This window comes from Arenicella xantha (genome assembly GCF_003315245.1).
GTDB classification, from domain to species: domain Bacteria; phylum Pseudomonadota; class Gammaproteobacteria; order Arenicellales; family Arenicellaceae; genus Arenicella; species Arenicella xantha.
Genome location: NZ_QNRT01000002.1, coordinates 1,105,064 through 1,117,820, shown reverse-complemented (window position 1 = coordinate 1,117,820; position 12,757 = coordinate 1,105,064). Strand labels below are relative to the sequence as shown.

Here is a 12,757-nt window from a genome sequence, read left to right as displayed (position 1 = left end):
TACTTAAATGTAGGTTGAGAGAGCCAAGCAAACGCCACGAAAACATTGATGTTGGTGCTTTCGTTGTGTATCTAGTCATTTTGACCAGTAACGGTAGGAGTTTTAGTCTTAGCCTTTTTATTTTTATGGATCACTAAGTATGCCATGAAACTACCGAGTATTCCGAGCAGTAAATCCTTGGATTCGACGTCGCGGCCTAAGATATGTTGGGCAAACTCTGCCACAACACACAAACTGACCACGGTGGCTAAGATAAGCGTGACTCGCTTTCGCAAAATTAGCAGATCGGCGGCGTAAAGCAACAAGGTCAGGACAAATGCACCAAGTAAGTGAAGTGCGATATCAGTATGGGTCTCTAGCCAGAGTCGTTGCTGGTAGTTTAATCCCAGCTCCCGCAATATGTTGTGTGGCATCCAGTGTGCCGTATTGTAGCCTGATCTGGTAACGAGGAAACTCATTGCCGTAAATAGCATCAGCAACAGTATGCGGTAAAACCATTTCATATATGAGGATGCTTGGTTCATAATTCCGACCTGTTTTGATTACTTTGAGTTTACTGTGACCGATATCCAAATCCAAGCGCGTACGACCTCTCAAGCGAGTCCTTTAACCGGTGTGTCTAGAGTTCTCTCGCAGGTTTTAAATAACCGCGGGGTTACCAGTGATGCCGCGTTGGAACATAGTCTAAAACGACTGTTGCCGCCGAATGGATTGACCAATATCGAGCAAGCCGGTGTGTTATTGGCCGAAGCGGTCATGGCTGGCGCGAACGTGGTTATTGTAGGCGATTTCGACGCAGATGGAGCAACTAGTTGCGCTTTAGCGGTACGCTGTCTACGCGCTTTTGGCTTGCAAAATGTTAGTTATTTGGTGCCAAATCGGTTTGAGTTTGGTTATGGTTTGTCGCCTGAAATCGTTGGTGTAGCCGCGATGCGTCAACCGGATATTATTGTCACGGTTGACAATGGAATCAGCAGCGTGAGCGGAGTGCATGCGGCTCAAGCACTGGGAATGTCGGTATTAATTACCGACCATCATCTACCCGGTGAGGAAATTCCAACTGCCGATGTGATTGTGAACCCTAATTTGCCCGGCGATCGGTTTGCGAGTAAAAATTTAGCCGGCGTTGGAGTGATCTTTTACGTGATGTTGGCGGTGCGAGTACAGCTTCGTAAACAGGGTTGGTTCCAAAGCGAAGGGGTTGCTGAAACAAATATGTCACAGTTTCTGGATCTGGTGGCGTTGGGCACGGTGGCTGATGTTGTGCCGCTCGATGCAAATAATCGAATATTGGTGCAGCAAGGTATGCAACGAATTCGACAAGGCCAAGGTTGTGCTGGAATTCAAGCGTTGTTGACAGTCGGTAAGCGTAATGCTGCGCGCCTGTCTTCAAGTGACCTGGGTTTCGCGGTGGGGCCGAGACTTAACGCAGCGGGTCGCCTGGACGACATGTCAGTTGGTATTGAGTGTTTGCTTACGGATGATCCGGATAAAGCCATGGCGCTGGCGTTGCAGCTTGATGAGCTGAATAAAGAGCGTCGCAATGTTGAGCAATCAATGCAGCAAGATGCTCTGGCGGTAGTTGAGAAAATTGAGCTAGATGACACGGCGGAAACGCCGCCAATTTTTGTGTTATCTGATGCTACTTGGCATCAAGGCGTAGTCGGCTTGGTTGCTTCTAGAATTAAAGAACGCACTAAACGGCCAGTGTTGGCATTAGCTCCAAGCGATGCTGATGGCGAGTGGAAGGGTTCGGCGCGCAGCGTCGAAGGGGTTCATATTCGTGATCTGCTGGCGCGGGTTGACGCGCTTCATCCGAATTTAATACTTAAATTCGGTGGGCACGCTATGGCGGCTGGTTTGTCGGTGCGTGAACGTGATCTAGCGCGGTTTAAGCGTGTGTTGCACGACGTGGCATTGGAAATGACTGCAAATCACGATTGGAGTCAGATTGTTTGGACCGACGGTGCTTTACAGTCAGACGAGTTCAATCTGGAGTTGGCGGACCAATTGCGCACGATTTCGCCATGGGGGCAAGGCTTTCCAGAGCCGGTATTCGAGGGCGAATTTAAGGTGGTTGATTCACGCGTGGTGGGCGAGACGCATGCAAAACTAGTGCTGCAGCCGGTAGGCGGTGAACAACAGGTCGATGCAATATTTTTTGGTTATCTGGATACGCATGCAGAGCTGCCGTCGGGCACGATTCGCGCGGTGTATCGTCTGGATATCAACGAGTTTCGGGAGCGCTTGAGTTTGCAGTTAATGCTCCAACATATTGAGTAAGTCTTCGCGCGCTGCGTGATAAACTTATCAACATTAATTTACACTTTTCACAATGGAGAACAAAGATGAGCTATTTGGATGTTGCTTCGGGTAATGTAGTTAGCAATCTATCAGTTGATCAACGCGCCGGATTTATTCGTCGCACTTATGGGCATTTGGCCATGTCAATCGCGTTCATGGCGGTGTCGTGTGCCTTTTTGCTACAAATTGGTGCTGGCCCAGTGTTACTGTCATTTCTCTCAGGTGGAATGCTTAACTATTTGATCTATTTCGGTTTATTTGTTGGTGCCGGTGTCTTAGCGGATAACTGGGCGCGGTCAGAACACTCGCTCACCATGCATTATGTCGCGTTACTTGGGTATGCGTTTGTTGAGGCTGTTATCGTCTTGCCGCTACTGTATATCGCGACGCTGTATAACCCAGCAGCGATCATGGATGCGGCGTTAACCACGGCCGCTATGGTTACTGGACTAACTTACATTGCCTTCACCACTAAGAAAGACTTTTCGTTTATGGGGCCGTTCTTAGCGGTTGGTTCAATAATTGCCATTGGGACTTGTATTGCCGGCGCTATATTTGGTTTTGAACTAGGCCTATTTGCTATTGGTGGCATAGTCTTGCTATCTGCTGGCTGGGTATTGTGGAGCACCTCTAATATTCTTCATGTGTACCAAGAGCATCAGCATGTTGCAGCGGCATTGGGCTTGTTTGCGTCTATTGCGTTAATGTTCCGGTTTGTGTTGCAGATGTTTATGATGTTCGGTGACGACTAAATCTTATTAGAAGAAGGCGGCGTATTGTGCGATTTAAGTATTTAGAAGAGTTTGTTGGCAACACGCCGCTGGTTAAACTGAAACGGTTGTGGCAGGGCGAGTACGTAACTGTGCTGGGCAAGCTGGAGGGTAATAACCCGGCTGGTTCAGTCAAGGATCGTCCTGCGTTAAACATGATTGCCAAGGCCGAAGCGCGCGGGGATATCAAACCCGGAGATACTTTGATTGAGGCTACCAGTGGTAATACTGGTATCGCTTTAGCGATGGCCGCGGCGATGAAGGGTTACAAAATGACCCTAATTATGCCGGATAATATGAGTGAAGAGCGGCGCGCGTCGATGCGCGCTTTTGGTGCTCAAATCATTTCGGTGTCGCAAGCCGATGGTGGTATGGAGTTGGCTCGAGATATGGCGACTGAGATGCAATCACAAGGCAAAGGTATTGTGCTTGATCAGTTTGCTAATCCGGATAATTGGAGCGCGCATTATGAAACCACCGGTCCTGAAATTTGGCGAGATACCGAGGGTACGGTGACGCACTTCATCAGCTCGATGGGGACCACCGGCACCATCATGGGGGTATCGCGGTACCTTAAAGAGCAGAATGCTGATATCCAGATTATCGGCGTGCAACCTGAGGGCGAGTCGCAAATTCCCGGTATTCGGCGTTGGCCGACAGCGTATGTGCCAAAGATTTTTGAGGCTCAGCGTGTTGATCGAACCCTAGATGTAAGTCAACAGGTTGCGGAGCAAACTATGCGCGCGCTTGCGACTAACGAAGGTATCTTTGCCGGTGTGTCGTCTGGTGGTGCAATGGCGATAGCGCTCTCTGTGGCGGCTGAACAGGAAGCACTTAAAAAACCGGCGGTGATTGTGTCTATTGTGTGTGATCGGGGCGACCGATATCTCTCCACTGGCGTGTACTAAAGATGGTGCTGCGATGAATGTATTAGCGTTTGATATAGAAACCGTACCTGACGTAGATGGCGGGCGAAAGCTATTATCTTTAGGCGCGGAACTTAGCGACTCTGACGTTGCCGAAGCGATGTTCGCGAAACGCCGTGAGAAGACCGGCAATGATTTTATCGCCACACATTTGCAGCGGGTTGTGGCTATTTCAGCGGTTTATCGCAATAGTCACAAAGATCAGTTTTCAGTTTGGACGATCGGTAAGGAAGACAGCAGTGAAAGCGATATTGTGCAAAACTTTTTCGATGGAATCGATAAGCATACGCCGACGCTAGTAACTTGGAATGGTTCCGGTTTTGACTTGCCGGTATTGCACTATCGAGCCTTGATTCATGGGGTACAGGCTTCACGCTATTGGGAGCTTGGTGAAGACGATACGAATTTTCGTTGGAACAATTATATCGGTCGCTTCCACTTACGGCATACCGATCTAATGGATGTGTTGGCGGGCTACAATAATCGTGCTTTTGCGCCACTTGACGAGATCGCCGTATTGCTTGGTTTGCCGGGCAAAATGGGTATGAGTGGAGCCCACGTGTGGAGTCAATATAAGGCTGGTGAAATTAAAGCGATCCGAGATTACTGTGAAACTGATGCGCTTAATACTTACTTGGTGTATTTGCATTGGCAAGCAATGCGTGGACAGTTAGATGCGGCGGGCTTAAAAGCTGAACAAGAAGTGGTTCGCAGTGCTTTGCGTGATGGTGAACCACACCTCAAAGCGTTCCTTGAGGCGTGGGAGAACGGTAGCGTCGATTAAATGAGGGCTCGAATTGCGCCAAATAGGGTGCCGCCGAGCATCACGATGCTGCTGAGCATAGTGAGTCCCATGCCGGGGCCGCGTTTGCTGGCTGATGCTGACAAGTAACCGATTGAGTATAAGAATCGTCCGATTAAATATACCAACCCAGCTACCGCGGCCACGTCGACACGAAAATAGGTTGCGCATAGCCACATAGCCGGAAGCGCGATCGCCATTTGCTCTAATGTGTTGAGTTGAACTCGTAAACGCTTTTCGAATGCCTCGTCGCCGGTCATGGCGGGCGCCACGACTTTGTCTTTACCTCGGGCTAATCCCGCACGCATGGTAAAAAAGAAGTACTGGGCTAACATCAACACTGAAATGATGGCAATACTGTTAGTGGTCATAGCGGCTCTGTTGGTTATTTTTATGTGGTCAAATAATACTCGTTGCTGCAACAGTTTGTCGATAATCTAGCGGTTTTACTTGTAGATTGCTGAGTTTGCTGGCGAGTTGTATGCAAAGAAACTCTATGTTGTTAGGGTAAATGCACTAAAATACGCCGCTGTTTAAGCACACAAATTTACTCTTACTAAGGCTGACCATTATGGCAAGACGATCGCGACCTCGTAAAAAACTAGACCTAACACCACGTGAGATCAGCATTGATTCACTTGCCCATGATGGACGAGGAGTGGGGCGTGGCGAAGATGGTAAAGTCGTATTTGTGGATTTTGCACTGCCAGGCGAGCGAGTTATGTATGTGCCGGTAATGAATCGTAAGAGTTATCTGTTTGGCACGACATTGGAAGTATTGGAGCCATCGGAGCACCGCATCGAGCCGAAATGCCCAGTGTTTGGTCAATGTGGCGGATGTGTTTTGCAGCATCTTGAGACCCACATGCAAATTCAGTATAAACAGCAGGCTCTGTTAGAGAACTTTAAGAAAATCGGCAACGTGCAGCCAGAGTCCTTGCTTGAGCCAATGGTTGGAGCGCATTGGGGTTATCGCCGCAGAGCTCGACTTGGTGCTAAATTTGTGCCCAAAAAAGGCGGCATGATTGTTGGTTTTCGTGAGCGCAATAGTAGCTACATACAACCTACTGAACAATGTGAAGTGTTGTACCCGGAGGTCTCGGCATTGCTACCAATATTGCGTGCGACACTCGAGCAAGTTTCTTGTAACGATAAGTTGCCACAAGTTGAGATTTCAGTCGCAGACAACGCCACCGTGATGGTTTTGCGTCACCTTGAGCCGCTGCTGCAACAAGACTTAGAAATATTGACCCAGTTCGCTAAACAGCACGACGTGCAATTGTTTTTGCAGCCCGGTAATTTGAAAAGTGTTCATCCGCTCTATCCTGCGGCACCAGAAGCACTGTACTACGACTTTCCGGCATTCGATATTCGAGTTGAGTTTTTGCCGACTGATTTTATTCAAGTCAACGGCAGTATTAATGAGCAGCTTGTGGTGCGTGCTGTTGAATTGCTTGATGTGCAGGATTCTGACCGCGTATTGGATTTGTTTTGCGGCGTCGGTAACTTCACACTGCCACTGGCGCGGCGTGCGGGTCAGGTGATCGGGGTCGAGGGCGATCAAGCTTTAGTTAATCGCGCTCATCATAATCGAGAGCTAAATAAGCTAGAAAATGTCGATTTCCATTTTGGGGATTTATTCAAAGAAGATATGACCAGTGAGTCACACGGTGGTTGGTTGGATCAGACTTTCGATAAGATATTACTCGACCCGCCACGCTCTGGTGCGGCCGAGATGATCAAGCGAATCCCTCAACTTAACCCGTCTAAGGTCGTGTATGTTTCCTGTGGACCAGCGACCCTTGCGAGAGACGCCGGTGTGATGGTTAATGAACACGGCTATCGTATGACCCAAGCTGGCGTCATCGATATGTTTCCGCATACCGCACATGTTGAGTCGATTGCAGTATTTGAAAAGTAAAGCATGGTTAACTCGCTTGACTGACGGACAAGCGAGTGTGGTTAAATGGAGGTCTGACTAATTAGCCCAACATTTTAATCATGAGCAATCAAAATAGTAACCTGAAACACATTCTTGACCAGTTATTGAGCGCCGGTAAACAGGCTGTCTCGAAAGGGCAGTCGGTGGCAGAAGACAAGTTGGACATTCCACAAAGCGGTGAGCAACGGGAGCTTATGCTGAATGGTATGAAGAAAGGTGCTCTTGCTTCAGCCTTGTTGGTAGGCTTATTGGGTACTCGCGGCGGGCGTAGTTTAACCGGTACCGCGTTAAAGCTTGGAGGCCTTGCCGCACTGGGGGCGGCGGCTTACAAAGGTTACCAAAACTGGCAGTCTACGGGTGAGGTGTTCACACCAATTCATGAGCTCGATGCCGAACCGGCAAGTCAACGTGGCTTGTTGATTATTCAGGCCATGGTTGCAGCAGCCAATGCTGACGGCCGTATAGATGACGCCGAGCAACTTGCAATCAAACATCAAATTCTTGAACTGCATTTGTCGAGTGACGATGCTGCTGCACTGGAGTCGATTGTTGATGCGCCGCTAAGCGCGCAACAGTTGGCCAGTCGTGTTTCTAACGTCGCCGAAGCAAACGAGGTTTACTTAGCTACCCGTTTGCTAATCTCCGATACCGCAACTGGGGTTGAGAAGCAATTTAGGGATGAATTGGTTGCCAACCTAAAGTTATCACCAGATCTTATTTCGGCACTGGAAGCAGAAGTAGTCTAAAACAACTGGGTTGATATAACGACGAAAGCGCTTGCTAGAATTTCAGCTGGTTATGCAGCAACATCATTGGTATTATTTATATGATTAATAGATGATCGATTAACGATCACAGTCAAATTTAGCCATTGGAGAACTCACTATGCCGTTGCAAACCGTGCAAGTAGCCGTTTTTATTCTAGTTACGTCGATGATCGCCTTCATCACTTATTTGAAGTGCCGGCGTGTAGATGGCCCCGCGACGCATACCACTCAGTCCGACAACAAAGAAGTGTTTTTGGCCGGCGGTGGCCTAACATGGGTGTTTGTGGCTGGTTCAATAACGCTGACCAACCTGAGTACCGACCAGTTGGTTGGTATGAATGGCAATCAGATGGCCTTACTGGCTTGGTGGGAGTTCTCAGCAGTGGTCGGTCTGATTATTTTGTCGCGTGTGTTTTTGCCCATTTATTACAAATACGAGTGCACAACCACGACTGAGTTGTTAGAGAAGCGTTATAACAATCATCATATCCGTGCGGTTATCGGAATGTTGTTCATGTTGGGCAATGTGCTGATTTTTATGCCAACCGTGTTGTATACCGGGTCTTTGGCGATGCAGGGAATGTTTGGCTTAGATGAGAGTCTACGCACGTTAATGATTATCTCGGCCGCTTTCGCCGTGATCGGTGCGGCTTATGCGGCATTGGGCGGACTGCGCGCGGTGGCTGTGTCCGATACTTATAGCGGTGTGCTATTGCTCGGGTTGGGCATGTTGGTTGTGGTGCTCTCTTTGAAAGCCATTGATTTTGATTTTAGTGGTATCCCGACCGAACGATTGACGCTAATTGGCGGCAATGATTCGCCAATTCCTTGGCATACGTTATTGACCGGCATGATCTTTATTCAAATTTACTATTGGAGTACTAATCAGACCATCACGCAGCGAGCCATGGCTTCACCAACGTTGGCGGAAGGTCAGAAGGGTGTGCAGGTAGCCGCCGTTATTCGCTTGTTGATTGTGCCAGCGATGATTGTGTTACCTGGCATTGTCTCTTATAAATTGTATGGGGATATTGGTGATTCGGCGTATGGCCGTATTGTTGGGGATGTATTGCCATTATGGATGTCCGGCATGTTTGCTGCGGCGTTGGCGGCTGCGGTATTGACTAGTTTCAACAGTATTGTTAATTCATCGGCGGCTTTATATGTTTGTGATTTTCATGAAAAGTATATAAGCAGTACGCCCAATGTGAAGCGACTGAATGCGATCGCGACAGTCGTATTTTTGCTTATTGCGTTGGCCTTGGTGCCGATGTATGCCGGCGCTGACAGCATCATTAACTTGATCCAACAGATGTACGGCCTTTTGAGTATGCCGATTGTGGCGTGTTTTATAGTTGGCTTAATGTTTCAGAATGTCGATTATCGGGCGGCTATATTTGCTGTGGTGTTAGGTGTTTTGCTGTATGGCTATTTATCTTTTGGCCAACAGTTATTTGGCTTGGCGAAACCACCGATTGATCTACACTATATCCACTTGATGTTTATTACCCTGTGGTCTTGTGTGGGCGGTGCGTTGTTGTTTAATCGCCTGGTGTTGGGGCGTAAAGCGACGTTCTCGTGGGCGGCTAGTGCGGCTGCCTAATGCGGAGTATTGATGTGATATCGAGTCAGATGCTATATAAATTTATGTTTTAATAGGTGTTGACGATAACTGATATTTATCTAAACGATTTCACATTGTGCTTGAGGTTTTGTACTGTAGTACACATAGCGAACGTAAATTAACCCGAGGAAAATATGAGTACTATTGATATTGGTATTAACCAAGCTGACCGCGAAGCGATCGCCAACCATTTGAAGAATTTATTGGCAGACTCTTACACTCTGTATCTTCAAACTCACAACTTTCACTGGAATATCACTGGACCAATGTTCCATCAATTACATTTGATGTTCGAGACCCATTACACCGAGCTTGCGATAGCGGTAGATGATATTGCTGAGCGTATTCGTAGCTTAGATGTAGCCGCTCCTGGAACGTATAAACAGTTTGCCGAGTTAAGCTCTATTAAAGAGGTTGAAGGTGTGCCGTCAGCGGACCAAATGGTAGCGCTGTTAACGGCGGGGCATGAGCAAGTGGTTAAAACATGTCGTGCAGCGTTGGCCGTAGCACAAGCAGCGGACGATGAGTCGTCTGCAGCGCTTATTTCAGACCGGATGCGTATCCACGAGAAGACTGCTTGGATGTTGCGTGCGTTGAACGCTTAGTTTTTGATATTAATCATGCGTTATTGCTTTATAACGGCGGATTAATTGTTGCACGATGTGTGACCACTGGAAGTGCTGCTCAACATAGTCTCGGGCAGCGCTTCCGCGCTCGCGAGTAGTGTCGACATCGGATAAGGCAAGCAGTAGCTTTGCTTTAATGTCGTCGTTATCTAGCTCGGCAACCCAACCTAACGCATGGTCTTTGACAATTGCCGCCAAGGCAACCTCGTTGCTGAGTAATACGGCGGTGCCTGACGCCATTGCTTCTAACGCAGAAATGCCGAAATTTTCAGAAAACGACGTCAATACAAATAAGTCCGCTCCCTGTAGTAGTAGGGTCTTTTCGGTACCCCGAACAAAGCCAATAAAACGACACCGATCAGCCATATGGAGCTTATTGCTCAGGGCTTCTAGTGTGCGGCGATAAGCAGGCTCTCCATCACCAGCAATGATGAGCTGAAACGGCAGATCATCAATCTGACTGAGTGCGGTAATTAGTGGTTCTAAGCCTTTCTTAGGATGTAAACGAGATAGGTATAAAATGATTGGTGCGTCACGTTCGAGCGACCAGCGATTCACTATTTTAGACTTAGCCTCGCGCACTTGGATTGGCACATTAAGCCCGAGAGGAATAACTGTGTTGACCAGTTTAGGCAGCACCGCTAATGCCTGCTGTTGTTCTGATTCGGCGGTAAAATGTACGCAGTCCGCGCGCTCTAGGTTACGTTGCTCAAACCAGTTCAAATATTGCTGTTTGCGAATCTTCGATTGTTGCAAGGACCATTTTTCTAGTTGGCCGATTGGGCGCACTATGTAAGGAATCGACCGCTTTCTCGCAATTTGCATAGCCCGAGTTGAGCAATAGGAGAAGATGGCGTGTACATGAATTAAGTCATAATCTGCCGCATGGCGATTTAGCCATTGAGTGAAGCGAACAGACACGCCGAACTCACGCAAGGCTGAGATCGGTGGTGATAAACGGTTGAAGAAACGGACCGGTACACCTTGATAGTCAATGAGTGAATTTAGAGCCACGTCGAGCTTGCTTGGACCGTCATCGTTAGTGGTGGCGATTTCTGCGTTAACCCCAGCTTTACGAAGAGCTGAGACCATTTCAATGACAGCCTGACTAGGGCCGCCACGGCAGGCTGCAATCGACGGTATGACGTGCAGAACCTTTAGGCTGTTAACTGGTTTTGACATGACGTTGAATCCACTCGTTCAAAACCACGAGGCTCCATTTTCGGTACCACGGTTTTAGCGGAATCCACATAGGAGTCTTGGTTGGTGCTAGGTCTTCCCATTCGTCTGAAAACCACTCATCAAACGGGAATCTAAAGCCTTGTTTAGGGCGGTCTATGACCCAGTTTGGTAACTCAGGCACAGCATCGATCAGTAGGCGTTTACCCTGCAATAAACGTAGATCGGCAGGTATTGTACTTATTCGATCGATCAGCACCTTGTCTACAAATGGTACGCGTAGTTCTAAGCCCCATGCCATGCTAGCCATGTCACTGTCGCGCAGCAACTGGTTGCGCATGTAAACGTTTAACTCTAAAGCACTAATGTCGTCGGCGAGATCTTCGCATTTGGCTGATGACAGCTTGGGTAGTGTCGCCGTGGTGCCAGTATACTGCTTGGTTAGCGCCACGCTCTCGCTGGAAGAAAAAATGCCTCTTAGTGCTAGATGTGCCGCGGCTACTGATTTTGGATTGAGCAACGCGTCCAGCATGCGTCGGTATTTGGTCGGGAGTACCGTCTGCAGGGGTTTAGACAAGAACTTAAGAAGTGGTGTGAAAGGGGCAAGTCGAGCGCTTTGCGCTAACATTTCAGGTATTAGGTCAAACGATTTATAGCCGGCAAAGAGTTCATCGGCGCCGAGCCCAGACAAGACAACTTTCTCACCGTGCTCACGAGCTAGTTTGGCGACACAAAAGGTATTGAAACCATCAATCGTTGGTTGATCAACCGCATCTAAATATTGCTGGAATAGTGGCATTGCCACCATTGGAGTCATTAACAACTCTGTATGGTTGGTGCCAAAATGCTCGGCCGTTCGTTTTGCGACATCGCCTTCGTTCCATTCGGGGCTGTCAAAAACCAAGGAATAAGTATTTATTGGCTTTTTCGAAACTTTAGTCGCTAAGGCGACCAAGGCGCTCGAATCAATGCCGCCGCTTAAGAATATGCCAACCGGGACATCGCTCACGAAATGCGCTCTAATGCTGTCTTGCAAGGCCACGCGGGTCATTTCGGTGGCTTGCTTGCGGTTAACATATTGCGGTTTGAATTTTACTTTCCAGTATGTTTTTAACGAAACTCGGCCTTTTCGCCAAGTTAAGTGTGAGCCAGCAGGAAGTAATTTAATATCTCTAATTAGCGTGTTCGGCTCTTGAGGAGTGCCTCGTAAAAAATAGCTGGTTAAGCCTGTCGATGACAGCCTGCGATTGCTTAAACCGCTCGCGAGTACGGATCGAAGCTCGGAACCAAATGCAAATTCGCCTTTACTGCGGAGGTAATAAAACGGCTTTATACCTAATGGATCGCGGGCCGCAAACGCTGTTTTGTTTTTTTCATCCCAAATTAAAAAGGCGAACATGCCTCGTAAAAAGTGTACGCATTTAGATCCTTTGCTGGCGTACATTTTAAGAATCACTTCAGTGTCGGAATTGGTCGCAAATGATTCGCCACTGGCTTCTAAGCGTTTTCTAAGTTGTTGGTAATTATAAATTTCACCATTGAAGGTAATGGTGTATCGACCATCGCTGCTTGTCATGGGTTGTCCGCCGCTAGCGGTCAAGTCGATGATGGCGAGTCGGGTATGGGTAAGCCCGGCCTGTCGTGACGGTGATAAATACTCACCGCGGCCGTCTGGGCCGCGGTGAGTTAGAGCGTTTTGCATAGCCGCAAGTGGAGCGGCCATGTCTTGTTTTGCGTCAGTAGATAGTAATCCGGCTATGCCACACATAGTAATTTGTTACGAGTGTCTGGTAAGGATTACTAACTATATCAGTTAC

At 48.1% G+C, this 12,757-nt stretch carries 12 protein-coding genes; 8 read left to right on the top strand and 4 right to left on the bottom strand.

From position 1 onward, the window contains the following. Nucleotides 1-71: 71 nt before the first annotated feature. Complete coding sequence (locus DFR28_RS10670; protein ID WP_113954299.1) at nt 72-524, bottom strand: VanZ family protein; 453 nt, start codon at nt 522-524, stop codon at nt 72-74. 34 nt (nt 525-558) lie between these two features. On the opposite strand from DFR28_RS10670, the gene recJ reads away from it, so the two are divergent. The 4 genes from recJ to DFR28_RS10650 all read left to right on the top strand — a co-directional run bounded on the left by recJ (nt 559) and on the right by DFR28_RS10650 (nt 4,784). After that, entirely contained in the window at nt 559-2,283 is a 1,725-nt protein-coding gene (gene recJ, locus DFR28_RS10665; protein WP_211316955.1) for a single-stranded-DNA-specific exonuclease RecJ, read from the top strand. A 65-nt stretch (nt 2,284-2,348) separates the two neighbouring features. Further along, nucleotides 2,349-3,056 (top strand): Bax inhibitor-1/YccA family protein, encoded by a 708-nt coding sequence (locus DFR28_RS10660; protein WP_113954298.1) that lies wholly within the window; start codon nt 2,349-2,351, stop codon nt 3,054-3,056. 26 nt (nt 3,057-3,082) lie between these two features. Continuing rightward, complete coding sequence (cysM, locus tag DFR28_RS10655; protein ID WP_113954297.1) at nt 3,083-3,982, top strand: cysteine synthase CysM; 900 nt, start codon at nt 3,083-3,085, stop codon at nt 3,980-3,982. After that, the gene (locus tag DFR28_RS10650) at nt 3,969-4,784 is read left to right on the top strand and encodes a 3'-5' exonuclease (protein WP_342773299.1); all 816 of its coding nucleotides are present in this window, start codon (nt 3,969-3,971) and stop codon (nt 4,782-4,784) included. Before cysM ends, DFR28_RS10650 begins: the two co-directional genes overlap by 14 nt. On the opposite strand, the gene DFR28_RS10645 is transcribed toward DFR28_RS10650, so the two are convergent. Continuing rightward, the gene (locus DFR28_RS10645; protein ID WP_113954295.1) at nt 4,781-5,173 is read right to left on the bottom strand and encodes an MAPEG family protein; all 393 of its coding nucleotides are present in this window, start codon (nt 5,171-5,173) and stop codon (nt 4,781-4,783) included. The two genes, DFR28_RS10650 and DFR28_RS10645, sit on opposite strands and share 4 nt — an antisense overlap. Nucleotides 5,174-5,373: 200 nt before the next feature. Between DFR28_RS10645 and rlmD the strand changes: the two genes are divergently transcribed. The 4 genes from rlmD to DFR28_RS10625 all read left to right on the top strand — a co-directional run bounded on the left by rlmD (nt 5,374) and on the right by DFR28_RS10625 (nt 9,740). Next, complete coding sequence (gene rlmD / locus DFR28_RS10640) at nt 5,374-6,723, top strand: 23S rRNA (uracil(1939)-C(5))-methyltransferase RlmD (RefSeq protein ID WP_113954294.1); 1,350 nt, start codon at nt 5,374-5,376, stop codon at nt 6,721-6,723. 80 nt (nt 6,724-6,803) lie between these two features. Then, nucleotides 6,804-7,490 (top strand): tellurite resistance TerB family protein, encoded by a 687-nt coding sequence (locus DFR28_RS10635; RefSeq protein ID WP_113954293.1) that lies wholly within the window; start codon nt 6,804-6,806, stop codon nt 7,488-7,490. Between the two features lie 139 nt (nt 7,491-7,629). Beyond that, nucleotides 7,630-9,114 carry an SLC5 family protein gene (locus DFR28_RS10630; protein ID WP_113954292.1) on the top strand — a complete coding sequence of 495 codons (1,485 nt, stop codon included), beginning with the start codon at nt 7,630-7,632 and terminating at the stop codon, nt 9,112-9,114. Between the two features lie 155 nt (nt 9,115-9,269). Further along, nucleotides 9,270-9,740, top strand: coding sequence for a Dps family protein (locus DFR28_RS10625; protein ID WP_113954291.1), 471 nt, complete (start codon nt 9,270-9,272; stop codon nt 9,738-9,740). Between the two features lie 9 nt (nt 9,741-9,749). On the opposite strand, the gene DFR28_RS10620 is transcribed toward DFR28_RS10625, so the two are convergent. After that, entirely contained in the window at nt 9,750-10,943 is a 1,194-nt protein-coding gene (locus DFR28_RS10620) for a glycosyltransferase (RefSeq protein ID WP_113954290.1), read from the bottom strand. After that, nucleotides 10,927-12,708: an asparagine synthase (glutamine-hydrolyzing) gene (gene asnB, locus DFR28_RS10615; protein ID WP_113954289.1), complete on the bottom strand. Its 1,782-nt coding sequence runs from the start codon at nt 12,706-12,708 to the stop codon at nt 10,927-10,929. Before asnB ends, DFR28_RS10620 begins: the two co-directional genes overlap by 17 nt. Nucleotides 12,709-12,757 lie beyond the last annotated feature (49 nt).

Coding starts and splice junctions, on each gene's coding strand:
- DFR28_RS10670 (WP_113954299.1), bottom strand. CDS start 524: ATGAACCAAGCATCCTCATATATGAAATGGTTTTACCGCATACTGTTG.
- DFR28_RS10660 (WP_113954298.1), top strand. CDS start 2,349: ATGAGCTATTTGGATGTTGCTTCGGGTAATGTAGTTAGCAATCTATCA.
- DFR28_RS10645 (WP_113954295.1), bottom strand. CDS start 5,173: ATGACCACTAACAGTATTGCCATCATTTCAGTGTTGATGTTAGCCCAG.
- rlmD (WP_113954294.1), top strand. CDS start 5,374: ATGGCAAGACGATCGCGACCTCGTAAAAAACTAGACCTAACACCACGT.
- DFR28_RS10635 (WP_113954293.1), top strand. CDS start 6,804: ATGAGCAATCAAAATAGTAACCTGAAACACATTCTTGACCAGTTATTG.
- DFR28_RS10630 (WP_113954292.1), top strand. CDS start 7,630: ATGCCGTTGCAAACCGTGCAAGTAGCCGTTTTTATTCTAGTTACGTCG.
- DFR28_RS10625 (WP_113954291.1), top strand. CDS start 9,270: ATGAGTACTATTGATATTGGTATTAACCAAGCTGACCGCGAAGCGATC.
- DFR28_RS10620 (WP_113954290.1), bottom strand. CDS start 10,943: ATGTCAAAACCAGTTAACAGCCTAAAGGTTCTGCACGTCATACCGTCG.
- asnB (WP_113954289.1), bottom strand. CDS start 12,708: ATGTGTGGCATAGCCGGATTACTATCTACTGACGCAAAACAAGACATG.